Raw genomic sequence first — 22,786 nt, 5'->3', positions numbered from 1 at the left:
CGCATGTCCAGAACCGTCGTCAATCCCGACACCGTGTTCAATACCGTCCAATACGGATTCAGCCAGGCCGTCATCGTCACCGGGCAGCGCCGCATGCTGCTGTCCGGCCAGGTCGGGGTCGACATCAACGAGCGTACGGCGGGACCGGGCCTGCAGGAGCAGACCGAAGCCGCGTTGGACAATGTCGAGCGCGTGCTGGCTGCGGCCGGCGGCACCTTGGAGCAGGTGATCATGCTGCGCATCTACATCTGCGAAACGGCCAGGGAGGACCAGGAAGTCATCGCGCAGGCGCTGCGCGACCGTTTCAAGAAGGATCCCCCGCCCTCGTCGTGGATCATCGTCAGCGGCCTGTCATTGCCGGAATGGCTGATCGAGATCGAGGCCGAGGCCATGCTGGACTAGCCGCGCCAGGGCGCCGTTGCAAAGGCGGTGCGCAAATGCGCCAGGAAGCCCGCCGTCCGCGCGGGCAGCTCCTGGCGCGATTTGACCAGGGCCACCACGTCGGCCGACGGCAGGGTCCAGCCGGGCAGCAGCGGCACCAGCGCGCGCGCCTGCAGATGCGCCGCGACATCCCACTCCGAGCGCACGATGATGCCGTGCCCGGCCAGGGCCCACTCCACGGCAGTTTCCCCCGCATTGCTGGACAGCACCGGCGCCACGCGCACCCCAACGGCCGGGCCGCGCCCATGCTTGAAGCGCCACAAGGTCACGTCTTCATCGTTCTCGCGCAGCGCGATGCAGTCGTGTCCGCGCAGATCCTCGGGCTTGACAGGGGCGCCGCGGCGCGCCAGGTAGGAGGGCGCCGCGCACAGGATCCGGCGGTTGGGCGCCAGCGGGTAGGCGACCAGCGTCGAATCGCGCAGTTCGCCGATATGCACCATTACATCCCAGTCGTCGGAAGCCAGCCGCGGCGGCCCGTCGGACAGCGTCAGGCTGGCGGTCACGTCCGCGCTCTGGCCGCGGAACTCCGCGACCAGCCCGGCGATGTAGCGCTGCCCGAATCCCAGCGGCGCGACCACGCGCAGATGGCCTGCCACCACGCCCCGGCGGCCCGCCAGTTCGTCGGCCAGGTCGCCCAGTTCGCCGCAGATCTGTTCCGCCCGCAACGCCAGCAGCCTGCCTTCGTCGGTCAGCGCGGTGCCGCGTCCGGAGCGGTTGACCAGCCTGACGCCCAGCCGTTTTTCCAGCGTGTGCAGCCTTTGGGTGACGGCGGGCGGCGTGACATCCAGCGCGCGCGCCGCTTCTGCCAGCGAGCGGGTGACTGCCAGGGTCAGGAAAAAACGCAGGTCTTCGGTCGTAATCATGCAGGCACGGATTAATGGATGATTAAGTCCAGATTAAACACGCGGAACCGCCGCCGCGCCATACTTTCAGTCATTCCGATACGCCCTGCCGAGAGCGCCATGAACCAGAACGCCACGCCTTCTTCCCTCGAAACCCTGGATACCCCATGCCTGCTGCTCGATGAGACGCGCATGATGCGCAACATCGAGCGTCTGAACGCGCTGATGGCCGGGCACGGGGTGCAGCTGCGTCCGCACCTGAAGACGCCCAAATCGATCGACGTGGCGCGCCGGCTCATGTCCACACCCCAGGGCCCGGCCGCCGTGTCCACGCTGCAGGAGGCCGAACAGTTCGCCGCCGCCGGCGTCACCGACCTTCTGTACGCCGTGGGCGTGTCGCCGGCAAAGCTGGACCGGGTGCTGGCGCTGCGCCGCCGCGGCGTGGACCTCACCGTGGTGGTGGACAGCCTGGAAGCGGCGCGCGCCGTCGCCCAGCGGGCGCGGGAGGCGGGCGACGCCATCCCGGCGCTGATCGAGATCGACTGCGACGGCCATCGTGCCGGGGTGCAGCCGGGCAACACGGCCCAGTTGCTGGCGATTGCGCGCGTCCTGCATGAGGACGGCGCATGCCTGCGCGGCGTCATGACGCACGCCGGCGAGTCGTACGGCTGCGATAGCGTCGACGCCATTGCCGACATGGCGGAGCAGGAGCGGGTGGCGGCCGTGAGTTGCGCCGAGGCGATCCGCCAGGCAGGGCTGCCATGTCCGGTGGTCAGCGTGGGATCCACCCCCACCGCGCATTTCGCCCGCAAGCTCGATGGCGTGACCGAAGTCCGCGCGGGCGTTTATGTGTTCTTCGATCTGGTGATGGCCGGGCTGGGCGTGTGTTCGGTCGATGACATCGCCGCCACCGTGTTGACGACCGTGATCGGCCATCAGCCCGACAAGGGCTGGATCCTGGTGGATGCCGGATGGATGGCGATGTCGCGCGACCGGGGTACCGCCAAACAGCGGGTTGATCAACTGTACGGCCTGGTGTGCGATGCGAACGGCACGGTCTATCCCGACCTGCTGCTGGCCGAGACCAACCAGGAGCAGGGCATCATCAAGGTGCGTCCAGGCAGCGGCGCGGCCCTGCCCGATCTGCCGCTGGGAGCGAAGCTGCGCATCGTGCCCAATCACGCCTGCGCCACCTGCGCCCAGCACGATGCCTACGAGGTCGTGCGTCCGGATTCGTCCGGCGTAGTGGCGCATTGGGAACGCTTTCGCGGCTGGTAAGCCGCCTTTCACGAGGAGGCATGCATGGATCTCATCCATACGCATCAGGCCACGCCGCCCGCCGGCCACTATTCGCAGGCGGTCCGCGCCAACGGTTTCATCTTCGTCTCTGGGCAGTTGGGCTTTCTGCCGCCTGCTGCGCCGGGCGCGCGGCCGGCGCTGGCCGAGGGCGCCGCGGCCCAGACCCGGGAAGCGCTGCGCAGTGTTCGCGCCATCCTGGAAGCGGCCGGCGCCTCGCTTGCCGCGGTCGCCAGCGTGACGGTGTACATCCCGGACGTGGCGCTCTGGGACGAGGTCAACCGGGTCTACGAGGAGGGCTTCGGCGATCATCGGCCCGCGCGGGCCATTGTGCCCACCCGCGAGCTGCACTACGGCGCCCTGGTGGAGATCAGCGTGGTCGCCGTCGCCTAGCGCGCGGCGGATCGTGCAGGCGGACGCCTATAATGCCTGCGCCTCAATACCTTCGGGGGAGACCGTCCGCATGCAGTACGAATACCTGTTCTGGTCCATGGCCGCGATGGTGGCGGCGGCGCTGGCAGGCGGGTCGCTGTGCGGCCGCCTGGGTTCCGTCAAGCGGGTCCTGCTGGGGGTTGCCGCGCTGGCCGTTGCGGTGGGCGTGGCGGTGTTCCTGCTTTCCCGCCACGGCGGCTTCAGCGAGCTGTCGGCGATGCTGTCGATCGCCGCCTTCATGTTCAGCCTGGTGATCGGCGCCGCCGCGTCGCTGCTCACGCGGCGCATACTCTTGCGCCGCTGAGCGCTGCGCGCCTTATTCTTCGGCGTCGAAATCCTCGTCTTCGTCGTCTTCATCCTGTTCCAGGGCGTCGTAGCCCTTCCAGGTGATGCGCCAGCGCGTCGCGCCCGCGGTGGCAGCCGTTTCGCTGATCTGCTTGACCAGGCCCGCGTCTTCCAGCAGGTCGAGGTGATGCGCAATCAGCTGCAGCCCTTGCTCTTCGGGATGCGGCGCCAGGGCCACGTTCTTGATGTCGTGCGTGCTCAGGTTGGGGCCGGGGGCGTCGCGCAGGGCGCCCAGGATAGTGACGACCAAGTCGAAATCGCGTTGCATGTTGTCCACCATTCGTTGGGGTAAAAGACAAGCCGACGATAGCAGAGATCGATTGCCGCGAAGCGACAGGCGCTGCAGCCGGGTTACAGTCCAGGGTTCTCGATAACCGATACATGCAGATTCCATGAAGAAACCCGCAGAGCGCGATTGCCTCGCGCTGATCCCAGGCTACACGGGCCAGGCCGCCAAGCTCTTTCTCACGCGCAGCGAGGACGGCCGCATCGAAGGCGTGACCGTGTTCGATCTGCTTGGCCATATCAAGCTGCAGGGCGATGCGGACGCGGCGGCGGCGTGGGTCGGCGACTGGCTCGCCCAGGAGGCCGGCAACCGCAAGGCCCGCCGCACGCAGCTGCTGGCCCAGATGTTCGTCTGCAAGCTCGCCGGCGAGGAGAAGGACCGCTTCCTGACGGCGCAGAAGCCGCTGGTCCGGGTCCTGGCCGACGCCGGGGTGCGGACCCGTTCCGTCGCCGCCACTTCCGGCGCCGCGCGGCAGTCGCTTGGTCCTACTGTCAAGAAGCATTAGCCCAAGGCTGTTATAGTCGCGCCTGGGCGTGCGAGTGCACCTGCAAGGTGCGTGCCCAGGCGGGCAACGCCCGCAAGTCAAGGAAGAGTGATCATGGAAATAGTAAGTCGGCAAGTCGCCGACGTAGCGGGCGGCGTCGAGCTGCACACCACGCTGGATGGCGAGAGCATCAGCGTCTACGTCCTGGAAGGCGTGACGGATCTCAATGCGATCGCAGACATCGTGCCGCGTGAAAAAGTCGAAGCAGGGGCTGACATACACGCCTCTAGTGTCGACAATGTTGATAATGCGCAAGAACAGATCGACCAAGTCCTGGAGAATATGAATCCCGGCGACGTGGCGGTTTTCCTTTGCTCGGGCCCCGATGCTTTCGGCGCGGCGCTCGATCTGCTGGGTTTACCTATCGACGAGTAAGCCTGGCGGCAAACCAAAGTGCTAGCCCGAACGGCGTATGAAGAAATCCTCGTACGCGGGCAGGCGGCATTTATATAAGCCTAGATTGTTTTTTTATGATGCGTGGGTGTAAACACCTATGCAGGACTTCTTATTGCCTATGAAAATGTGTGGAATCCGCGTGCAGTTTCTCTTTGTTGCATTATTGGCACGCATTTTTTAGGATTATGTTGACTTGTGAGGGGAGCCTAACGATAGTGTCGGCACACGATCACAAGCGTTGCGATTTTCGTTCAGTGCCGTGCCTTTTCCGGCTCAGCGTTATTGTTCTACTGTCCCCTCCTTGATTGATTCGTGACCTCCGGGCATTTGCCCATTATCTCTAGGAAATACAGTATGGAAACCGGCGTCGTTAAGTGGTTCAACTCGGAAAAGGGCTATGGCTTCATCACTCCGGAAGCGGGTGGTAAGGATCTGTTCGCTCACTTCTCCGAAATTCAGGGCTCGGGCTTCAAGTCTCTGGAAGAGAACCAGCGCGTCAGCTTTGTGACGGCCAACGGCCCCAAGGGCCCGCAAGCTACGAAGATCCAGGTCCTGTAAGGGTCTGAGTTTTCGATAGAAGCCCCCTCGTGGGGCTTTTTTGTTTTCTGCCGCAGCATTCCTAAATATGGAAAGTATCGCTGCGCTTGTGTTATCTCAGGGTAATCCCTAGATCGCTTTATTCAGGTTTCCGAATCGCACTCGATTCATCCATTCGGTGTATGGATCCTAATACGGTGCGCGTCTCTGTTATTGTCGGCCTTGCTTTCGACTTCAGGATACGCGCGCTCATGACTTCTTCCCCCGCCTCCCAGATCGTTCCGCAGCCCCACGAGGTGGTCGCGTTCTGGCGCAATGCCGGTCCGCAGCAATGGTTCAGCAAGAGCGCGGACTTCGACGCAGCCTTCCGCACCCGTTTTGAGGCCGCCCACATGGCTGCGGCGGCCCGGCAGCTGGATGCATGGCTGGACGACGCCACCGGCGCCTTGGCGCTGATGGTTCTGTTGGACCAGTTCCCGCGCAACGCCTACCGGGATACCGCGCACATGTTCGCCACCGACCCATTGGCCCAGTACTTCGCCGACCGGGCCATTGCGGCCGGCCATGATCTGGGAGTGGATCCGCAACTGCGCCAGTTTTTCTACCTGCCCTTCGAGCACGCGGAGAACCTTGCCGCGCAAAACCGCGCGGTGGCTTTGATGGAGACATTGGACGCCGACTCGCTGCGCTGGGCGGTCCTGCATCGCGACATCGTCAAGCGCTTTGGGCGCTTTCCCCATCGCAACGCCGCGCTGGGGCGGCAAACCACCCAGGCAGAGCAGGAATTTCTGGATTCCGGCGGGTTCGCAGGATAGGTGGCTGCCGTGCGGCGGGTGGTTTCGGGCGCCTGCCGGGCGGCAGGTATCCGCATGTGTCCGCACGTTCCAAGTTGAAAATTCCAGGCCCGTCTGGCGGTCCCAACCCCTCGCCAGGCTTGCTTCCGCGGCGCTTTGGCGGCGCTCTCGAATTTGCGGATGTTTGACGTTTTTCGGGGTTCGCCAATACACTGGGTTTAGCGAGATTTTCAAGCGACGCGGTCTGCGTTTCACTTGTCGCCGTCAGTGGTACTGCGGTTGCTTCCTCTCCCATCCTTGATGATCTGGCGCCCCGCGAGCAATCGCTTTTTCTAGGTTCAAGGACACTCCATGGCAACCGGCATCGTTAAGTGGTTCAACGCCGAAAAGGGTTATGGTTTCATCATGCCCGATGATGGCAGCAAGGATCTTTTCGCTCACTACTCGGAAATCCGCAGCGAAGGCTACAAGTCGCTGCAGGAGAACCAGCGCGTCACCTTCGAGGTCGGTACCGGCCCCAAGGGACCCAGCGCAAAGAACATCAAGGTAGCGGCCTGACCTTCGCAGGGCAGCGCCCCGGGCCGGCCCGGCGTTCCGCCCAGAAAAAAGCCCCCGCACGCAATGTGCGGGGGCTTTTTTTGTTGCCGGGCGGGCGCGCCTCGGGGGCGCTTCCCGGCGTCAGTGCTTCGCGTGGTTGGCCGGCGGCGTGGCCAGCTTGTCCACCAGCGCAATTCCCAGCGCCGACAGGATGAACAGGGCGTGGATGATGGTCTGCCACATCACGCCGGCCTCGGAGAAGCGCGCGTTGGGCGTGCCCAACGTGCCGGCCTCGATGAACGTGCGCAGCAGGTGGATCGAGGAGATGCCGATGATGGCCATGGCCAGCTTGACCTTGAGCACGCTGGCGTTCACGTGGCTGAGCCATTCCGGCTGGTCCGGGTGGCCTTGCAGTCGCAGGCGCGACACAAAGGTTTCGTAGCCGCCCACGATCACCATGACCAGCAGGTTCGAGATCATTACCACGTCGATCAGGCCCAGCACCAGCAGCATGATCTCCATTTCGCCGAAGCTGCTGGCGTGCGTCACCAGGTGCCACAGCTCCTTCAGGAACAGCATGACGTAGACGCCTTGCGCGACGATCAGGCCCAGGTACAAGGGCAGTTGCAGCCAGCGCGAGCTGAAGATCAGGCTGGGCAGCAGGCCCAGGCGGGGAGGGGTGTTGGAGATCATTTGGGTGCGAGCCCTATGGTGTGTGCGAAAAATGGCGGGCGCAATTCTATCAACGCCGCGTTGCCGCAGATATCAGTTTCTTTGAGGGGCCTCGTCCGAGGGAATACCCGCTAGCACGATTGCGCAAATTCTGTTCGGGTTTTATGTAAGGAAAACTGGCATTTGCGAAACTGTGTGGCGAAACGCTTGGTGCGCATTGGTCGTATATAGAATTGCGGCCTCGTTCGCATAGAGCCAGTAAAGAGGAGTTTGTTCCCATGAAGATCCGCTACACCGTCGCTGCCCTGAGCGTTGCGCTCGCCCCTTTCTCTGCCTCCCAGGCTTTGGACATCGGCGGCCTGGTCGGCGCCGGCAGCAAGGTCGTTCAGGCTGCCACGCTGAGCGATGCCGAGATCAAGACCCTGTCGGACAAGGCTTGCGCGCAGAGCGATTCCCAGGAAAAGATCGCCGCTCCCGGCAGCAAGTACGACGCCCGTCTGCAGAAGATCGCCAAGCAACTGGGCGGCACGGTCAACGGCCAGAAGGCCAGCTACAAGGTCTACGTCACCAAGGACGTCAACGCCTGGGCCATGGCCAACGGCTGCATCCGCGTCTACAGCGGCCTGATGGACATGATGACCGATGACGAAGTGCTGGGCGTGGTGGGCCACGAGATCGGCCACGTCGCGCTGGGCCACAGCAAGAAGGCGATGCAGACCGCCTACACCGTTTCCGCCGCGCGCGACGCCGCCAATGCCGCGGGCGGCGCCACCGTGGCCGCGTTGAACTCCTCGCAGTTGGGCGACCTGACCGAGAAGTTCATCAACGCGCAGTTCTCGCAGTCGCAGGAAAGCGCCGCCGACGATTACTCGTTCGACCAGCTGCAGGCCAAGGGCCTGAACACCCGCGGCCTGGTGACCGCGTTCCAGAAACTGGCCGAACTGGACGGCGGCAAGAGCGACATGATGAGCTCGCACCCGTCCTCGGCCAAGCGCGCGCAGCACATCGAAGAACGCATCGCCAAGGCCAAGTAAGGCATACTGGCTGGCGTAAATTCTCCCGTCCCGGGTGGAAAACGGGGCGCGAGTATCCGGACTTATCCGGGTGCTCGCGCCCCTTTGCGTCAGGGCGCCGGAAGTTTCCGGTAAAATGCGCCGTTTATCCGCCCGTCATCTCTTTATCTCTCGGAAAATAGGTCTTTTAATGCAGCCTGTGGTTGAAACCCTCTCCGGCCTGGAGCGCCGTGTTGATCTGGCCGTCTCGGTGGCCGACGTCGAAAAGGAAGTCCAGGCGCAATTGAAGCGCGTGGCCCGGACCGCCAAGGTCCCCGGCTTCCGTCCGGGCAAGGCGCCGCTCGCCATGCTCGAGCGCAGCCATGGCCCCGGCATCCGCTACGACGTGATCAATAGCCAAGTTGGCCGTGCCTTTGAACAAGCTGTCGATGGCGCCAAGCTGCGCGTCGCCGGCGCCCCGAACCTCGAGCCCAAGACTGAAGGCGTTGCCGACGACACGCTGGCGTTCACCGCCACGTTCGAGGTCTATCCCGAAGTCGCCGTGCCGGACCTGTCGGCCCTGGCCGTCACCCGCTACGAAACGGCCGTCACCGACGCCGAAGTGCAGCAGACCCTGGACGTCCTGCGCAAGCAGCGCGCCACGTTCGAAGCCCGTGAAGGCCGCGCCTCGCAAGATGGCGACCGCGTCACGCTGGACTTCGCCGGCACCATCGACGGCGTGCCGTTCGAAGGCGGCAAGGCCGAAGCCTTCCCGTTCGTGCTCGGCCAAGGCCGCATGCTGCCCGAATTCGAAGAAGCCGCCCGCGGCCTGAAGGCTGGCGAAAGCAAGGTCTTCCCGCTCAAGTTCCCCGACGACTATCAGGGCAAGGAAGTTGCCGGCAAGACCGCCGAATTCACCATCACCGTCAAGGAAGTGGCTGAAGGCGTGCTGCCCGAGCTGAACGGCGAATTCGCCAAGTCCCTCGGCCAGGCCGAAGGCGACGTCGAAAAGCTGAAGGCCGACATCCGCAGCAACATCGAGCGCGAAGTCAAGGTCCGTTCGGCTGGCCGCACCAAGTCCAGCGTCATGGACGCCCTGGTCGAAGCCGGCAAGTTCGACGTGCCGAAGGCCCTGGTCGACAACGACGTGCAAGGCCGTGTCGCCGCCGCCCGCGAAGAGCTGAAGCAGCGTGGCATCCCCAACGCCGAATCCGTGCCGATCCCGGCCGAAGCCTTCGCCACCGAGTCCGAGCGCCGCGTGCGCCTGGGCCTGCTGGTGTCGGAACTGGTCAAGCAAGCCCAGCTGCAAGCCAAGCCCGAACAAGTCCGTGCGCGTATCGAAGAGTTCGCCGAGAACTACGAACAACCCGCACAGGTTGTCAGCTATTACCTGGCCGACCGCCAGCGTCGTGCTGAAATCGAGGCTATCGTGCTGGAAGACAATGTCGTCGCGCACGTGCTTGAAAAGGCCAAGGTCACCGAAGAGAAGGTGCCTTTCGATCAGTTGATGGGGATGGCGTAACACTATGCAGAGATTCACCGATTTCTATGCGGCAATGAATGGCGGGTCTTCGGTGACCCCCACCGGCCTGGGCTACATTCCCATGGTGATCGAGCAGTCGGGGCGCGGCGAACGCGCCTACGACATCTATTCGCGTCTGCTCCGCGAGCGGCTCATTTTCCTGGTGGGTCCGGTCAATGACGCAACGGCCAACCTGGTCGTGGCGCAGTTGCTGTTCCTGGAATCGGAGAATCCTGACAAGGACATTTCCCTGTACATCAACTCGCCCGGCGGGTCGGTGTATGCGGGAATGGCCATCTTTGACACCATGCAATTCGTCAAGCCGGACGTGTCCACCCTTTGCACCGGCCTGGCGGCCAGCATGGGCGCGTTCCTGCTGGCGGCAGGCAAGAAGGGCAAGCGCTTCACGCTGCCCAACTCGCGCATCATGATCCACCAGCCCTCGGGCGGCGCCCAGGGGCAGGCCTCGGACATCCAGATCCAGGCCCGCGAGATCCTGGACCTGCGTGAACGCCTGAACCGCATCCTGGCCGACAATACCGGCCAGACCATGGAACGCATCGGCATAGACACGGAGCGTGACAACTTCATGTCGGCCGAAGATGCGGTATCGTATGGACTGGTGGACAAGGTTATGACCTCCCGCTCGGAAGGCTGACTTCCCGGTTGACCCGAACCCGCTGCCACCACGTTTGAGTAAGCGCATGCGCTAGGCCTTTAGCCGGCCTGGCGCATCTTTACCTGAGATACGAACATATATGCCTGAAAAAAAGGGATCGGCAGACGCAAAAGTGCTGCATTGCTCGTTTTGCAATAAAAGCCAGCATGAAGTCCGCAAGCTGATCGCGGGTCCGTCGGTATTCATCTGCGATGAATGCATAGATCTGTGCAACGACATCATCCGCGAGGAGGCGCAAGCCACCGCGCGCGCGGCGATTCGTTCCGAACTGCCCACTCCGGCTGAAATCAAGACCTTCCTCGACCAGTACGTCATTGGGCAGAACTCGCCCAAGCGCATGCTGGCCGTGGCCGTCTACAACCATTACAAGCGCATCCGCCACGGCGAGATCAAGGGCGACGAAGTCGAGCTCTCCAAGAGCAACATCATGCTGATCGGCCCCACCGGGTCGGGCAAGACGCTGCTGGCCCAGACGCTGGCGCGCATGCTGAACGTGCCCTTCGTCATGGCCGACGCCACCACGCTGACCGAAGCCGGTTACGTGGGTGAAGACGTCGAGAACATCATTCAGAAGTTGCTGCAGAACTGCAACTACGAAGTAGAGAAGGCGCAGCGCGCCATCATCTACATCGACGAAATCGACAAGATCTCCCGCAAGTCCGACAACCCGTCCATCACCCGCGACGTGTCGGGCGAGGGCGTGCAGCAGGCCTTGCTGAAGCTGATCGAAGGCACTGTCGCCTCGGTGCCCCCGCAGGGCGGCCGCAAGCACCCGAATCAGGACTTCGTCCAGGTCGACACGACCAACATCCTGTTCATCGTGGGCGGCGCCTTCGACGGACTGGAAAAGGTCATCCGCGACCGCACCGAGAAATCGGGCATCGGCTTTTCGGCCTCGGTGCGCGCCAAGTCGGAACGCGGCGTGGGCGAGCTGTTCTCGGAAGTCGAACCCGAAGACCTGATCAAGTTCGGCCTGATCCCCGAGCTGGTCGGCCGTCTGCCGGTGGTCGCCACCCTGGATGAACTGGACGAAGCGGCCCTGGTGCAGATCCTGACCGAGCCCAAGAACGCCTTGCTCAAGCAGTTCCAGAAGCTGTTCGCCATGGAAGGCGCCGAGCTCGACGTGCGTCCCGCCGCCCTGAAGGCGATCGCCCGCAAGGCGCTGCGCCGCAAGACGGGCGCGCGCGGTCTACGCTCCATCATCGAGCAGGCCCTGCTGGATACCATGTATGACCTGCCCTCCCAGGGCAACGTCAAGCGCGTGGTGCTGGACGAGAACGCGATCGAAGGCGAGGGCAAGCCATTGCTCATCTACGCCGACGAGGACGCGGCTTCAGACAAGCCAGAGCGCGGAGAAGTCCGCGACGCCGCAGCCTGATATTTCAGAAAAGCCCGTTCCTGTAACGGGTTTTTTTGCCTAAGGCGCATTCCCGGGTGCAAACACGCTTTTCCTGCAGGCGCGACGCTTGCATACTGAGGGTGCCGCCCGCGGTTTTTTTAAGCCGTTGGGGGATCCAGGCGCCGAGATCTTGAATTTTCGGCTATTGTTCCCATAACAGACGTAACCGACGTGGATTGTCCGGGTATACCCAGGCCTCCCGTCCCCGATACGCCGAGTCATACCGAGGAACCTCCTATGTCTGCCAGCCAGACCCTGCCTTCCGACCCGATCGACCTGCCCCTGCTCCCACTGCGCGATGTCGTGGTGTTTCCGCACATGGTCATCCCGCTGTTCGTCGGCCGCCCGCGCTCTATCCGCGCGCTCGAGGTTGCGATGGAAGCGGGCAAGAGCATCATGCTGGTGGCCCAGAAATCCGCCGGCAAGGATGACCCCACCCCCGAAGACGTCTACGAGATCGGCTGCGTAGCCGGCATCCTGCAGATGCTCAAGCTGCCCGACGGCACCGTCAAGGTGCTGGTCGAGGGCACCCAGCGCGCCCGCATCAACAGCATCGAAGATGCCGATTCGCATTTCACCTGCCAGGTGTCGCCGATCGAACCGGACGCCATGCAAGGCTCCGAAACCGAAGCCCTGCGCCGCGCCATCGTTGCGCAGTTCGAGCAGTACGTAAAACTGAACAAGAAGATCCCCCCGGAGATCCTGACCTCGCTGGCTGGCATCGATGATGCCGGACGCCTGGCCGACACGATCGCCGCGCATCTTCCCTTGAAGCTCGAGCAGAAGCAGAAGATGCTCGAGATCGTCGGCACCTCCGAGCGCCTCGAAGGCCTGCTCACGCAACTCGAAACCGAAATCGACATCCTCCAGGTCGAAAAGCGGATTCGCGGCCGCGTGAAGAAGCAGATGGAAAAGAGCCAGCGCGACTACTACCTGAATGAGCAGGTCAAGGCCATTCAGAAGGAGTTGGGCGAGGGCGAGGAAGGCGCGGACATCGAAGAGCTTGAAAAGAAGATCATCGCTGCCCACATGCCCAAAGAGGCGCGCAAGAAGGCCGATGCCGAGCTCAAGAAGCTCAAGCTCATGTCGCCCATGTCGGCAGAAGCCACCGTGGTGCGCAACTACATCGATACGCTCATCAACCTCCCCTGGAGGAAGAAGAGCAAGATCAACAATTCCATCAGCAACGCGGAAACGGTGCTGGACAACGACCACTACGGTCTGGAAAAGGTCAAGGAACGGATCCTGGAATACCTTGCCGTGCAACAGCGCGTGGACAAGGTGAAGGCGCCGATCCTGTGCCTGGTCGGCCCTCCGGGCGTCGGCAAGACCTCGCTCGGCCAATCCATCGCCAAGGCGACGAACCGCAAGTTCGTGCGCATGGCGCTGGGCGGCGTGCGCGACGAAGCCGAGATCCGCGGCCATCGCCGCACGTACATCGGCTCCATGCCTGGCAAGATCGTCCAGAACATGTCGAAGGTCGGCGTGCGCAATCCCTTGTTCCTGCTCGATGAAATCGACAAGCTGGGCATGGATTTCCGCGGCGATCCCTCGTCGGCGTTGCTCGAAGTACTGGATCCCGAACAGAACCACACGTTCCAGGACCACTACATCGAAGTCGACTTCGACCTGTCCGACGTCATGTTCGTGGCCACCAGCAACACGCTGAATATTCCGCCGGCGCTGCTGGACCGCATGGAAGTGATCCGTCTGTCGGGTTACACCGAGGAAGAGAAGATCCACATCGCCCGCGACCATCTGCTGCCCAAGCTGATGAAGAACAACGGCGTGAAGGATAGCGAACTCACGGTCGACGACAGTGCGCTGCGCGACATCGTGCGCTACTACACCCGCGAAGCCGGTGTGCGTGCGCTCGAACGCGAAGTGGGCAAGATCTGCCGCAAGGTCATCAAGCAGTTGCTGACCCAGAGCGACCGCGCCAAGGCTGAAGGCAAGGCCGCCGAGGTCAAGCCGGTCAACGTCACGGGCGACAACCTGAGTGAATTCCTGGGCGTGCGCCGTTATGCCTTCGGCATGGCCGAAAAGGAAAACCAGATCGGTCAGGTGACGGGTCTGGCCTGGACGGAAGTCGGCGGCGACCTGCTGACGATCGAAGTCGCGGACATGCCCGGCAAGGGCGTCATCCAACGCACCGGCTCGCTGGGCGACGTGATGAAGGAGTCGGTCGAGGCGGCTCGCACGGTAGTGCGTTCCCGCGCCCGCCGCCTGGGCTTTGCCGACAGCGTGTTCGAGAAGCACGACATGCACGTGCACGTGCCGGAAGGCGCGACACCCAAGGACGGTCCGTCCGCGGGTATCGCGATCACCACGGCCATGGTGTCGGCCTTGTCGCGCATTCCGGTGCGCGCCGACGTTGCCATGACCGGCGAGATCACGCTGCGCGGCGAGGTCCTGCCCATCGGCGGCCTGAAGGAAAAGCTGCTGGCAGCTCACCGTGGCGGCATCAAGACGGTCTTGATTCCGGAAGAAAACGTCAAGGATTTGGCGGAGATCCCGGACAACGTCAAGAACCATCTCGAGATCGTGCCGGTGCGCTGGATCGACAAGGTGCTGGAACTGGCGCTGGAGCGCCTGCCGGAGCCCCTGGCCGAGGAAGAAGCGGTCAAGGAACCCCTGGTGGCCAAGCCTGCCGAACCGGGTTCGACCGACCCGGTGCTCAAGCACTGATGGAGCCGGGAGCGACGCCGCCAGTAAGCGGCGCTCCTCCTGGATGCAGCTTCCAACAAAAAACCCCCGCCAAGAAATTGGCGGGGGTTTTTTTATGCTGCGCAGGCGCAGGAGCTGTTGGTTCCTAGTGCAGCGCGTGCGTGCGGATCAGGCCCACCGCGATGCCTTCCAGCGCGAAATCCTGGCCAGCTTCGACCACGATGGGTTCGAAATCGGGGTTTTCGGGCAGGAGTTCTATGTGGCCGTTCTGGCGTTGCAGGCGCTTGACGGTGACGTCGTCGCCCAGGCGGGCGACCACGATCTGACCATTGCGGGCTTCCGAGGCTTTCTTTACGGCGAGTAGGTCGCCTTCCAGGATGCCAGCGTCGCGCATGCTCATGCCGCGCACCTTGAGCAGGTAGTCGGGCGTCTGGGCGAACAGGTTGGGATCGACCCCGACTTCGCGTTCCACGTGCTCGGCGGCCAGGATGGGGCTGCCCGCAGCGACGCGGCCGACCAGCGGCAGCAGCAATTGGGCCAGGCCCGGCATGGGCAGCGAGCTTTGCGTGGGGGCAGGGGAGGCGTCCTTCAGGCGGATGCCGCGCGACGCGCCGGCGGTCAGCTCGATGGCGCCCTTGCGGGCAAGCGCCTTGAGGTGATCTTCCGCCGCGTTGGGGGATCGGAAACCCAGGGCCAGGGCAATTTCGGCGCGGGTCGGCGGGAAGCCCGTGCGCGTGACGGTCTGCCTGATGAGATCCAGGATTTGTTGTTGGCGATCAGTGAGTTTGCTGGCCATGGCGATGATCCGGTGCTAGCGGACTGTACATATATACAGCGCCATTCTGGGGGACGCAGCGCAAAAAAGCAAGCTCGGGGCGGGCCATAAGAAGAAGCCGGCCCGGACCAAAAGAAAAAAGCCGGCCCGAGCCAAAAGAAAACGGGACCCGAAGGTCCCGTTCCTGGCTGCAGGCCCGCATGGGCCTGTGCGCGGTAAACGGCTTTACAGCACGGCCGCGATGCCCTTGGCGACTTTGTCGATGTTGCCGCTGTTCAGCGCGGCGACGCAGATGCGGCCGCTGGAAACGGCATACACGCCATGTTCTTCGCGCAGGCGGTCCACTTGCGCGGCGGTCAGGCCCGAATACGAGAACATGCCGCGCTGCTTCAGCACGAAGCTGAAGTCCTGCTTGCCGCCGTGTTCCTTGATCTTGTCGACCAGTTGCTTGCGCATCAGGCGGATGCGGTCGCGCATGCCGGCGAGTTCCTCTTCCCACATGGCGAAGAGTTCAGGCGTGTTCAGGACCGTCGACACCACCGTGCCGCCGTGGGTGGGCGGGTTGGAGTAGTTGGTGCGGATCACGCGCTTGAGCTGGCTCAGCACGCGGGTGGCTTCGTCCTTGCTGCCGGCGACGACCGTCAGCGCGCCGACTCGCTCGCCGTACAGCGAGAACGACTTCGAGAACGAGGAACTGATGAACATGGTCAGGTCCAGGTCGGCGAACATGCGCACGACCGAGGCGTCCTCGGTCAGGCCGTCGCCGAAGCCCTGGTAGGCGATGTCCAGGAACGGGACCAGATGGTTTTCCTTGACGACGGCGGCGATCTGCTTCCACTGGTCGGCGGTGGGGTCCACGCCGGTGGGGTTGTGGCAGCAGGCATGCAGCACGACGACGGTCTTGGCCGGCGCGGCCTTCAGGTCGGCCAGCATGGCGTCGAAGTTCAGGCCGCGGGTAGCGGCGTCGTAGTACGAATAGGTGCCGACTTCGAAACCGGCGCGCTCGAACAGGGCGCGGTGGTTTTCCCAGCTGGGATCGCTGATCAGGACCTTGGAGGTCGGCAGCAGTTGGCGCAGGAAGTCGGCGCCGATCTTCAGCGCGCCGGTGCCGCCCAGGGCCTGGGTGGTCAGCACGCGGCCGGCGGCGGCCAGTGCGGAATCCTTGCCCAGCAGCAGGGCTTGCGCGCCGTTGTTGTAACCGGCGATGCCTTCGATGGGCAGGTAGCCGCGGGCGGCGGCGGCTTCGATGCGGGCGGCTTCGGCCTTGCGAACCGCGCCCAGCAGGGGGATGCGACCCTGATCGTCGTAGTACACGCCCACGCCCAGATTGACTTTACCGGGACGCGTATCAGCGTTGAATTGTTCGTTCAGGCCAAGAATGGGGTCGCGCGGGGCGAGTTCGACGGAATCGAAAAGGGTGCTCATGGGAGTCTGATGAGGTGGGTGGACGCAGTACGGGCTGCTGTGGATAATGAGGGGTTTACCCTGGAAGAGTCTAGCATGCCTAAGAGCGCAATAGACCCGATTACGGCGGGGGCCGCAGCGAACCTGGCGGCTGATCCCGCGGCGGCATTGGCCGTGGCGGATCCGTCCGCGCCAGGCCCCGGATTCATCGATTTCCCGGGCAGCCCGTTTCACCTGTACCAACCCTATCCGCCGGCGGGCGATCAGCCCACCGCCATCGAGGGGTTGACCCAGGGGGTCGAAGACGGCCTGATGTTTCAGACGCTATTGGGCGTGACGGGCTCCGGCAAGACCTACACCATGGCCAACGTCATCGCCCGCATGGGGCGCCCGGCGCTGGTTCTGGCCCCCAATAAGACGCTGGCCGCCCAGCTGTACGCCGAAATGCGGGAGTTCTTCCCGAAGAACGCCGTCGAGTACTTCGTTTCGTACTACGACTACTACCAGCCCGAGGCGTACGTGCCGACGCGCGACCTGTTCATTGAAAAGGATTCGTCCATCAATGAGCACATCGAACAGATGCGGCTGTCGGCGACCAAGAGCCTGCTGGAGCGCCGCGACACCATCATCGTGGGCACCGTGTCGTGCATCTACGGTATCGGCAACCCGGGCGACTACCACGCCATGGTGCTGATCCTGCGCGCCGGCGACCAGATCTCGCGCCGCGAGATCCTGGCCCGCCTGGTCGCCATGCAGTACACCCGCAACGACGCCGAGTTCACCCGCGGCGTCTTCCGGGTGCGTGGCGAGACCATCGACATCTTCCCGGCGGAAAGCCCGGAACTGGCGCTGCGCCTGACGCTGTTCGACGACGAGATCGAAAGCCTGGAGCTGTTCGATCCGCTGACCGGCCGCATCCGCCAGAAGCTGCCGCGCTTTACCGTCTATCCCGGTTCGCACTACGTCACGCCGCGCGACACCGTGCTGCGCGCAATTGAAACCATCAAGGAAGAGCTGCGCGAACGGGTCAAGCGCTTCGTCGACGACGGCCATCTGGTCGAGGCGCAGCGGCTGGAGCAGCGCACCCGTTTCGACCTGGAAATGCTGCAGGAGCTGGGCTTCTGCAAAGGCATCGAAAACTACTCTCGCCACCTGTCCGGCGCGGCGCCAGGCGAACCGCCGCCCACCCTCATCGACTACCTGCCGTCCGATGCGCTCATGTTCATTGACGAAAGCCATGTCACCATCGGCCAGTTGGGCGGCATGTACCGGGGCGACCGCGCGCGCAAGGAAACGCTGGTGCAGTACGGTTTTCGCCTGCCGTCGGCGTTGGACAACCGGCCGCTGAAACTCGAGGAATTCGAGGCTCGGATGCGCCAGTGCGTGTTCGTGTCGGCCACGCCGGCCGCCTACGAGAAAGAGCACACCGACAACGTCGTGGAACAAGTGGTGCGGCCTACCGGGCTGGTCGATCCGCTGGTCGAGGTCCTGCCGGCCCGGACCCAGGTCGATGACCTCCTCGGGCAGATCAAGGCGCGCGTGGCGCAAGCGGAGCGCGTGCTGGTCACCACGCTGACCAAGCGCATGGCGGAGGACTTGACGGACTTCCTGAGCGAGCACGGCGTCCGAGTGCGCTATCTGCATTCGGATATCGACACCGTCGAGCGCGTGGAAATCATCCGCGACCTGCGCCTGGGCACCTTTGACGTGCTGGTGGGGATCAACCTGCTGCGCGAAGGGCTGGATATTCCCGAAGTGTCGCTGGTCGCGATCCTGGATGCCGACAAGGAAGGCTTCCTGCGTTCGGAACGCAGCCTGATCCAGACCATCGGGCGTGCGGCGCGCAACCTCAACGGCCACGCCATCCTCTATGCGGACCGCATTACCGATTCGATGCAACGCGCCATGGAGGAAACCGAGAGGCGGCGCGCCAAGCAGCTGAAATTCAACGCCGACCACGGCATTACCGCCCGGGGCGTGCAGAAGGCCGTGCGCGAACTGATTGATGGCGTGGTCGCGCCGACGCAGCACGACGCGCTCGAGGCCGCAGTTCCGGCGGAGTTCCTGAAGGACGAAAGGGCCCTGGCCCGCGAGATCAAGCGCCTCGAAAAGCTGATGATGGATCATGCCCGGAACCTCGAGTTCGAACAGGCGGCTGCGGCGCGCGACGCGCTGACCGCGCTGAAGCAGCGCGTGCTGCTGGACGGGGCGGTGTAGCAGCGGATCACGTGTCTAAATGTTTCTTTTCGCTGACTGGCGGCTGAATATTGCCAAAACCTGTTGCGTTGCAATCAGGCTGCCACGATTCGCCCGGATATCTGGATTCAGTGTTCATGAGAGGGATCAGAATTTCTTTATAAGTTATTGATTTTATTGAAAAAATATTGATACCGTATTTGCTGGGCCAGAATCCCGCAGACGCAAAAAAAGCTTGCCTTATCTCGGGTTTTCCCGCACACTTACTCCCATGATGACCAAGGTACTTTTCGTTTGCATGGGCAATATCTGTCGCTCGCCGAGCGCAGAGGGCGTGTTTCGCCATTTGGTGAACGACGCGGGTTTGGGCGATGTGGTTCGCATCGACTCCGCGGGCACGCACGCGTTTCACATCGGCGAGGCGCCTGATGCCCGGGCGCAGGCCGCAGCGCGCAAGCGCGGCTACGAGATCACGCACTGTGAAGCGCGTCAGGTCACCGCGGAAGATTTCCGCGATTTCGACTTGATCCTCGCCATGGATTGGGACAATCTGTCCGCCATGCAGCAGCAGTGCCCCAAGGCCTACCAGCACAAGCTGATGCTGCTGATGCGCTTTGCCAATGAGTTCGAAGAGGCCACCGTGCCCGATCCGTACTATGGCGGCGCCGATGGTTTCGGCAAGGTCCTGGACTACCTGGAAGACGCCTGTCAGGGTGTACTTGAGCTGGTGCGCAAGCGCGCGACCCAGTACCAGGCGGCGTGATCCGCTTGTTCCGCAGGGCTGCCCGTCGGGCGGTTCTCGGAGGTGCTTGGCAGTGAAAAACCGCGCGAATGCGCGGTTTTTTCTAGCCGGGAGCCATACCAAATTAGTCGGGAATAGGCTATACTTGAGGCAATTACTCGGGTATTGACCGCTGGATTCGCCTGCGGCCATTGCCGAATCACTGGGAACCTACCATGCGGCTAACTACCAAGGGGCGTTTCGCCGTGACTGCCATGATCGATCTGGCTATGCGGCAGCATAGCGGTCCGGTCACTCTTGCGGCCATCAGCCAGCGTCAGAACATCTCGCTGTCCTACCTGGAACAGCTGTTCGGGAAACTGCGTCGCCACGAACTCGTGGACAGCGTGCGCGGCCCTGGGGGCGGCTACTCGCTCGCGCGCCTCGCCCGCAACGTTACCGTTGCCGACATCATTTTCGCCGTCGATGAACCCCTGGACGCCACCAGCTGCGGCGGCAAGCGGGACTGTACGAGCGGCAACGACGGCAAGCCGGGCAAGTGCATGACGCACGAACTCTGGGCTACGTTGAATCGCAAGATGGTGGATTACCTGGATTCGGTGTCCCTGCAGGATCTCGTCGATCAGCAGCGCGTGCGCCAACTGCAGGAAGCCAACAATCAAGCGCAGGCTTGCGCGGTGCGCGTGAACCGGGTGGGGGGCGCCAACAACGCCGCCAACGCCCCGGCCGCGACCGTCGCCGCCAATGCCACCGTATAAGCAGTATCAGGAGTTGTAGAAATGACCACCCGCCCGATCTATCTGGATTATTCCGCCACGACGCCCGTCGACCCCCGCGTCGTGGACAAGATGGTGCCCTGGCTGTACGACAACTTCGGCAACCCGGCATCCCGCAGCCATGCGTTTGGCTGGGAATCCGAAGAAGCCGTCGAGCGCGCCCGTGAAGAAGTCGCCAAGCTGGTGAACGCCGATCCGCGCGAAATCGTCTGGACCTCCGGCGCCACCGAATCCAACAACCTGGCGATCAAAGGCGCCGCCAACTTCTACCAGGAACGCGGCAAGCACATCGTCACCGTCAAGACCGAGCACAAGGCCGTGCTGGACACCTGTCGCGAACTCGAGCGCCAGGGCTTCGAAGTGACCTATCTGGACGTCAAGGACAACGGCCTGATCGATCTGGACACCTTCAAGGCCGCGCTGCGCCCCGATACCGTGCTGGTATCCGTGATGATGGTGAACAACGAAATCGGCGTGATCCAGGACGTCGCAACGCTGGGCGAGATCTGCCGCGAAAAGGGCATCATTTTCCACGTGGACGCCGCCCAGGCGACCGGCAAGGTGGAAATCGACCTGCAAAAGCTCAAGGTCGACCTGATGTCGTTCTCGGCTCACAAGACCTACGGCCCCAAGGGCATCGGCGCCCTGTACGTGCGCCGCAAACCGCGTATCCGCATCGAAGCGCAGATGCACGGCGGCGGCCACGAGCGCGGTTTCCGCTCGGGCACGCTGGCCACGCACCAGATCGTCGGCATGGGTGAAGCTTTCCGCCTGGCCCGCGAGGAAATGGGCACCGAGAACGAGCGCATCCGCATGCTGCGCGACCGCCTGTGGGCTGGCCTGTCGCAGATCGAAGAGGTCTACCTCAACGGCGACATGGACCAACGCGTCCCGCACAACCTGAATGTCAGCTTCAACTATGTCGAAGGCGAGTCCCTGATCATGGCGATCAAGGAACTGGCCGTCTCCAGCGGCTCGGCCTGCACCTCGGCCAGCCTGGAACCGTCCTACGTGTTGCGCGCCCTGGGCCGCAACGACGAACTGGCGCACAGCTCGATCCGCTTCACGCTGGGCCGTTTCACGACCGAAAAGGAAGTGGACTACGCCATCGAGTTGCTCAAGAGCCGCGTCGGCAAGCTGCGCGACATGTCGCCGCTGTGGGAAATGGCCAAGGAAGGCATCGACTTGAACACCGTGCAGTGGGCTGCGCACTAAGCGCCCGCGCCTAGAAATTCGTGGAGAATTAACATGTCTTACAGCACCAAAGTCCTGGATCACTACGAAAACCCGCGCAACGTCGGTTCGTTCGACAAGTCGGACGAGTCGGTCGGCACCGGCATGGTCGGCGCGCCCGCCTGTGGCGACGTGATGAAGCTGCAGATCAAGGTGAACGAAGCCGGCGTGATCGAAGACGCGCGCTTCAAGACCTACGGCTGCGGTTCGGCCATCGCTTCCAGCTCGCTCGTGACCGAATGGGTCAAGGGCAAGACGCTCGACGAAGCCATGAACATCCGCAACACGCAGATCGCCGAAGAACTGGCCCTGCCGCCCGTGAAGGTGCACTGTTCCATCCTGGCCGAAGACGCGATCAAGGCCGCGGTGCAGAACTACAAAGAAAAGCATTCGGCCCCGGCTGAAGCTGCTGTGGCGGGCTGAACATGTCCGTTACCCTGACCCAACAGGCTGCCACCCATATCGGCCGCTACTTGCAGAAGCGCGGAAAGGGTATCGGCTTGCGGCTCGGCGTTAGGACCACGGGCTGCTCCGGCATGGCCTACAAGCTCGAGTACGTGGACGACGTGGCGCCGGAAGACGTGGTGTTCGAAAGCTTCGGCGTGAAGGTCTTCATCGACCCGAAAAGCCTGTCCTACCTGGACGGCACCGAACTCGATTACGCCCGTGAAGGCCTGAACGAAGGCTTCAAGTTCCGCAACCCCAACGAAAAGGCGACCTGCGGCTGCGGCGAGTCGTTCACGGTGTAAGTCTTGGCTGGTGACGATCACTTCGGCCTGTTCGGCTTGCCGGCGCGTTTCGATCTGGACGCCCAGGCGCTTGAGACTGCGTGGCGTACCGTCGCGGCGCAGGTGCATCCCGACCGCTACGCCACTGCCAGCCCCGCGGAACGCCGCGTGGCCATGCAGTGGGCGGCTCGCGCCAACGAGGCTTACCGCCTGTTGCGCGATCCCTTGCTGCGGGCGCGCTACCTGTGCGAGCAGGCCGGCGTGGACCTGCAGACCGAGAGCAACACGGCCATGGACCCCGAATTCCTGATGCAGCAGATGACCTGGCGCGAGATGCTGGACGACGCGCGCGACGACGCCGACGCCCTGGCGGCCTTGCAGGCGGAATTGCAGCAGGCGCGCGCCGCCATGCGCGCCACGCTGGCCCGTCTGATCGACCAGGACCGCGACTACGCGGCGGCGGGGCTCAAGGTGCGGGAGTGGATGTTCGTGGAGAAGTTGGCGGAAGAACTGGCGCACGCCCAGCCCGCCGCATAGCCCAGGCCGCGCCG

At 63.4% G+C, this 22,786-nt stretch carries 26 protein-coding genes; 21 read left to right on the top strand and 5 right to left on the bottom strand.

Translation table 11 applies throughout. The features are described 5' to 3' along the window. The first annotated feature begins 3 nt into the window (after window positions 1-3). Window positions 4-402 (top strand): RidA family protein, encoded by a 399-nt coding sequence (locus ACZ5YA_RS08710; protein ID WP_059373586.1) that lies wholly within the window; start codon window positions 4-6, stop codon window positions 400-402. On the opposite strand, the gene ACZ5YA_RS08705 is transcribed toward ACZ5YA_RS08710, so the two are convergent. Further along, window positions 399-1,304: a LysR family transcriptional regulator gene (locus ACZ5YA_RS08705; protein ID WP_059373583.1), complete on the bottom strand. Its 906-nt coding sequence runs from the start codon at window positions 1,302-1,304 to the stop codon at window positions 399-401. The two genes, ACZ5YA_RS08710 and ACZ5YA_RS08705, sit on opposite strands and share 4 nt — an antisense overlap. Window positions 1,305-1,403: 99 nt before the next feature. On the opposite strand from ACZ5YA_RS08705, the gene ACZ5YA_RS08700 reads away from it, so the two are divergent. The 3 genes from ACZ5YA_RS08700 to ACZ5YA_RS08690 all read left to right on the top strand — a co-directional run bounded on the left by ACZ5YA_RS08700 (window position 1,404) and on the right by ACZ5YA_RS08690 (window position 3,315). Then, window positions 1,404-2,561 (top strand): DSD1 family PLP-dependent enzyme, encoded by a 1,158-nt coding sequence (locus tag ACZ5YA_RS08700; RefSeq protein WP_118932694.1) that lies wholly within the window; start codon window positions 1,404-1,406, stop codon window positions 2,559-2,561. A 24-nt stretch (window positions 2,562-2,585) separates the two neighbouring features. Next, complete coding sequence (locus ACZ5YA_RS08695) at window positions 2,586-2,972, top strand: RidA family protein (protein ID WP_464092378.1); 387 nt, start codon at window positions 2,586-2,588, stop codon at window positions 2,970-2,972. Window positions 2,973-3,042: 70 nt separating this feature from the next. Then, on the top strand, window positions 3,043-3,315 hold the full coding sequence (locus ACZ5YA_RS08690; protein ID WP_059373576.1) for a hypothetical protein: 273 nt from the start codon (window positions 3,043-3,045) through the stop codon (window positions 3,313-3,315). Between the two features lie 12 nt (window positions 3,316-3,327). On the opposite strand, the gene ACZ5YA_RS08685 is transcribed toward ACZ5YA_RS08690, so the two are convergent. Beyond that, window positions 3,328-3,624, bottom strand: coding sequence for a DUF2513 domain-containing protein (locus ACZ5YA_RS08685; RefSeq protein WP_059373680.1), 297 nt, complete (start codon window positions 3,622-3,624; stop codon window positions 3,328-3,330). Between the two features lie 124 nt (window positions 3,625-3,748). On the opposite strand from ACZ5YA_RS08685, the gene ACZ5YA_RS08680 reads away from it, so the two are divergent. The 5 genes from ACZ5YA_RS08680 (at window position 3,749) to ACZ5YA_RS08660 (ending at window position 6,471) form a co-directional block, all read left to right on the top strand. Beyond that, a complete protein-coding gene (locus ACZ5YA_RS08680; protein ID WP_251881612.1) occupies window positions 3,749-4,147 on the top strand; it encodes a hypothetical protein in 399 nt (132 codons plus the stop codon). Window positions 4,148-4,240: 93 nt separating this feature from the next. Beyond that, entirely contained in the window at window positions 4,241-4,561 is a 321-nt protein-coding gene (locus ACZ5YA_RS08675) for a hypothetical protein (protein WP_059373572.1), read from the top strand. A 375-nt stretch (window positions 4,562-4,936) separates the two neighbouring features. After that, window positions 4,937-5,140, top strand: a complete 204-nt coding sequence (locus tag ACZ5YA_RS08670) for a cold-shock protein (RefSeq protein WP_006220190.1) — start codon at window positions 4,937-4,939, stop codon at window positions 5,138-5,140. A gap of 230 nt (window positions 5,141-5,370) precedes the next feature. Beyond that, window positions 5,371-5,934, top strand: a complete 564-nt coding sequence (locus tag ACZ5YA_RS08665; protein ID WP_118932692.1) for a DUF924 family protein — start codon at window positions 5,371-5,373, stop codon at window positions 5,932-5,934. Window positions 5,935-6,264: 330 nt separating this feature from the next. Next, entirely contained in the window at window positions 6,265-6,471 is a 207-nt protein-coding gene (locus ACZ5YA_RS08660) for a cold-shock protein (RefSeq protein WP_006225311.1), read from the top strand. Window positions 6,472-6,591: 120 nt separating this feature from the next. Here the strand turns inward: ACZ5YA_RS08660 and ACZ5YA_RS08655 are convergent, their stop codons facing one another. Continuing rightward, on the bottom strand, window positions 6,592-7,143 hold the full coding sequence (locus ACZ5YA_RS08655) for a TIGR00645 family protein (RefSeq protein WP_059373569.1): 552 nt from the start codon (window positions 7,141-7,143) through the stop codon (window positions 6,592-6,594). 257 nt (window positions 7,144-7,400) lie between these two features. Between ACZ5YA_RS08655 and loiP the strand changes: the two genes are divergently transcribed. From loiP to lon, 5 genes are all read left to right on the top strand, one after another. After that, complete coding sequence (gene loiP, locus ACZ5YA_RS08650) at window positions 7,401-8,156, top strand: metalloprotease LoiP (protein WP_059373567.1); 756 nt, start codon at window positions 7,401-7,403, stop codon at window positions 8,154-8,156. Window positions 8,157-8,325: 169 nt separating this feature from the next. Continuing rightward, the gene (tig, locus tag ACZ5YA_RS08645) at window positions 8,326-9,636 is read left to right on the top strand and encodes a trigger factor (RefSeq protein ID WP_059373566.1); all 1,311 of its coding nucleotides are present in this window, start codon (window positions 8,326-8,328) and stop codon (window positions 9,634-9,636) included. 4 nt (window positions 9,637-9,640) lie between these two features. Next, entirely contained in the window at window positions 9,641-10,294 is a 654-nt protein-coding gene (gene clpP, locus ACZ5YA_RS08640) for an ATP-dependent Clp endopeptidase proteolytic subunit ClpP (RefSeq protein ID WP_054456095.1), read from the top strand. A 100-nt stretch (window positions 10,295-10,394) separates the two neighbouring features. Continuing rightward, window positions 10,395-11,693 (top strand): ATP-dependent Clp protease ATP-binding subunit ClpX, encoded by a 1,299-nt coding sequence (gene clpX / locus ACZ5YA_RS08635; protein WP_054456097.1) that lies wholly within the window; start codon window positions 10,395-10,397, stop codon window positions 11,691-11,693. A gap of 258 nt (window positions 11,694-11,951) precedes the next feature. Beyond that, window positions 11,952-14,402 (top strand): endopeptidase La, encoded by a 2,451-nt coding sequence (lon, locus tag ACZ5YA_RS08630; protein ID WP_059373563.1) that lies wholly within the window; start codon window positions 11,952-11,954, stop codon window positions 14,400-14,402. 124 nt (window positions 14,403-14,526) lie between these two features. Here lon and lexA read toward each other — a convergent pair whose 3' ends face one another. Both lexA and ACZ5YA_RS08620 read right to left on the bottom strand, forming a co-directional pair. Further along, a complete protein-coding gene (gene lexA / locus ACZ5YA_RS08625; protein ID WP_118932691.1) occupies window positions 14,527-15,177 on the bottom strand; it encodes a transcriptional repressor LexA in 651 nt (216 codons plus the stop codon). A gap of 204 nt (window positions 15,178-15,381) precedes the next feature. Then, window positions 15,382-16,581, bottom strand: coding sequence for an amino acid aminotransferase (locus tag ACZ5YA_RS08620; protein ID WP_118932687.1), 1,200 nt, complete (start codon window positions 16,579-16,581; stop codon window positions 15,382-15,384). Between the two features lie 75 nt (window positions 16,582-16,656). Here ACZ5YA_RS08620 and uvrB point away from each other — a divergent pair, with 75 nt between their 5' ends. The 7 genes from uvrB to hscB all read left to right on the top strand — a co-directional run bounded on the left by uvrB (window position 16,657) and on the right by hscB (window position 22,772). Continuing rightward, entirely contained in the window at window positions 16,657-18,777 is a 2,121-nt protein-coding gene (uvrB, locus tag ACZ5YA_RS08615) for an excinuclease ABC subunit UvrB (protein ID WP_464092377.1), read from the top strand. A 250-nt stretch (window positions 18,778-19,027) separates the two neighbouring features. Next, window positions 19,028-19,519: a low molecular weight protein-tyrosine-phosphatase gene (locus ACZ5YA_RS08610; RefSeq protein WP_006386176.1), complete on the top strand. Its 492-nt coding sequence runs from the start codon at window positions 19,028-19,030 to the stop codon at window positions 19,517-19,519. Between the two features lie 194 nt (window positions 19,520-19,713). Continuing rightward, window positions 19,714-20,256 carry a Fe-S cluster assembly transcriptional regulator IscR gene (gene iscR / locus ACZ5YA_RS08605; RefSeq protein WP_054456107.1) on the top strand — a complete coding sequence of 181 codons (543 nt, stop codon included), beginning with the start codon at window positions 19,714-19,716 and terminating at the stop codon, window positions 20,254-20,256. 21 nt (window positions 20,257-20,277) lie between these two features. Beyond that, window positions 20,278-21,489, top strand: coding sequence for an IscS subfamily cysteine desulfurase (locus ACZ5YA_RS08600; RefSeq protein WP_054456109.1), 1,212 nt, complete (start codon window positions 20,278-20,280; stop codon window positions 21,487-21,489). Window positions 21,490-21,522: 33 nt separating this feature from the next. Next, complete coding sequence (gene iscU / locus ACZ5YA_RS08595; RefSeq protein WP_054456111.1) at window positions 21,523-21,930, top strand: Fe-S cluster assembly scaffold IscU; 408 nt, start codon at window positions 21,523-21,525, stop codon at window positions 21,928-21,930. Between the two features lie 2 nt (window positions 21,931-21,932). Beyond that, window positions 21,933-22,256, top strand: coding sequence for an iron-sulfur cluster assembly protein IscA (iscA, locus tag ACZ5YA_RS08590; RefSeq protein WP_013394595.1), 324 nt, complete (start codon window positions 21,933-21,935; stop codon window positions 22,254-22,256). Window positions 22,257-22,259: 3 nt separating this feature from the next. After that, window positions 22,260-22,772 carry a Fe-S protein assembly co-chaperone HscB gene (gene hscB / locus ACZ5YA_RS08585; RefSeq protein WP_059373542.1) on the top strand — a complete coding sequence of 171 codons (513 nt, stop codon included), beginning with the start codon at window positions 22,260-22,262 and terminating at the stop codon, window positions 22,770-22,772. Window positions 22,773-22,786: the final 14 nt, after the last annotated feature.

It is taken from the genome of Achromobacter sp. JCM 18799, from assembly GCF_055395645.1.
This window is presented reverse-complemented; position numbering and strand designations above follow the sequence as displayed.

Bases quoted from the DNA above. Each gene is read 5' to 3' on its own strand.
- ACZ5YA_RS08675 (WP_059373572.1), top strand. From the start codon at position 4,241: ATGGAAATAGTAAGTCGGCAAGTCGCCGACGTAGCGGGCGGCGTCGAG.
- ACZ5YA_RS08705 (WP_059373583.1), bottom strand. From the start codon at position 1,304: ATGATTACGACCGAAGACCTGCGTTTTTTCCTGACCCTGGCAGTCACC.
- iscR (WP_054456107.1), top strand. From the start codon at position 19,714: ATGCGGCTAACTACCAAGGGGCGTTTCGCCGTGACTGCCATGATCGAT.
- ACZ5YA_RS08620 (WP_118932687.1), bottom strand. From the start codon at position 16,581: ATGAGCACCCTTTTCGATTCCGTCGAACTCGCCCCGCGCGACCCCATT.
- ACZ5YA_RS08700 (WP_118932694.1), top strand. From the start codon at position 1,404: ATGAACCAGAACGCCACGCCTTCTTCCCTCGAAACCCTGGATACCCCA.
- iscA (WP_013394595.1), top strand. From the start codon at position 21,933: ATGTCCGTTACCCTGACCCAACAGGCTGCCACCCATATCGGCCGCTAC.
- lexA (WP_118932691.1), bottom strand. From the start codon at position 15,177: ATGGCCAGCAAACTCACTGATCGCCAACAACAAATCCTGGATCTCATC.
- ACZ5YA_RS08695 (WP_464092378.1), top strand. From the start codon at position 2,586: ATGGATCTCATCCATACGCATCAGGCCACGCCGCCCGCCGGCCACTAT.
- ACZ5YA_RS08610 (WP_006386176.1), top strand. From the start codon at position 19,028: ATGATGACCAAGGTACTTTTCGTTTGCATGGGCAATATCTGTCGCTCG.
- ACZ5YA_RS08670 (WP_006220190.1), top strand. From the start codon at position 4,937: ATGGAAACCGGCGTCGTTAAGTGGTTCAACTCGGAAAAGGGCTATGGC.
- ACZ5YA_RS08655 (WP_059373569.1), bottom strand. From the start codon at position 7,143: ATGATCTCCAACACCCCTCCCCGCCTGGGCCTGCTGCCCAGCCTGATC.
- ACZ5YA_RS08660 (WP_006225311.1), top strand. From the start codon at position 6,265: ATGGCAACCGGCATCGTTAAGTGGTTCAACGCCGAAAAGGGTTATGGT.
- ACZ5YA_RS08685 (WP_059373680.1), bottom strand. From the start codon at position 3,624: ATGCAACGCGATTTCGACTTGGTCGTCACTATCCTGGGCGCCCTGCGC.
- tig (WP_059373566.1), top strand. From the start codon at position 8,326: ATGCAGCCTGTGGTTGAAACCCTCTCCGGCCTGGAGCGCCGTGTTGAT.
- loiP (WP_059373567.1), top strand. From the start codon at position 7,401: ATGAAGATCCGCTACACCGTCGCTGCCCTGAGCGTTGCGCTCGCCCCT.
- uvrB (WP_464092377.1), top strand. From the start codon at position 16,657: ATGCCTAAGAGCGCAATAGACCCGATTACGGCGGGGGCCGCAGCGAAC.
- clpX (WP_054456097.1), top strand. From the start codon at position 10,395: ATGCCTGAAAAAAAGGGATCGGCAGACGCAAAAGTGCTGCATTGCTCG.
- clpP (WP_054456095.1), top strand. From the start codon at position 9,641: ATGCAGAGATTCACCGATTTCTATGCGGCAATGAATGGCGGGTCTTCG.
- ACZ5YA_RS08665 (WP_118932692.1), top strand. From the start codon at position 5,371: ATGACTTCTTCCCCCGCCTCCCAGATCGTTCCGCAGCCCCACGAGGTG.
- ACZ5YA_RS08680 (WP_251881612.1), top strand. From the start codon at position 3,749: ATGAAGAAACCCGCAGAGCGCGATTGCCTCGCGCTGATCCCAGGCTAC.
- ACZ5YA_RS08690 (WP_059373576.1), top strand. From the start codon at position 3,043: ATGCAGTACGAATACCTGTTCTGGTCCATGGCCGCGATGGTGGCGGCG.
- ACZ5YA_RS08710 (WP_059373586.1), top strand. From the start codon at position 4: ATGTCCAGAACCGTCGTCAATCCCGACACCGTGTTCAATACCGTCCAA.
- ACZ5YA_RS08600 (WP_054456109.1), top strand. From the start codon at position 20,278: ATGACCACCCGCCCGATCTATCTGGATTATTCCGCCACGACGCCCGTC.
- iscU (WP_054456111.1), top strand. From the start codon at position 21,523: ATGTCTTACAGCACCAAAGTCCTGGATCACTACGAAAACCCGCGCAAC.
- lon (WP_059373563.1), top strand. From the start codon at position 11,952: ATGTCTGCCAGCCAGACCCTGCCTTCCGACCCGATCGACCTGCCCCTG.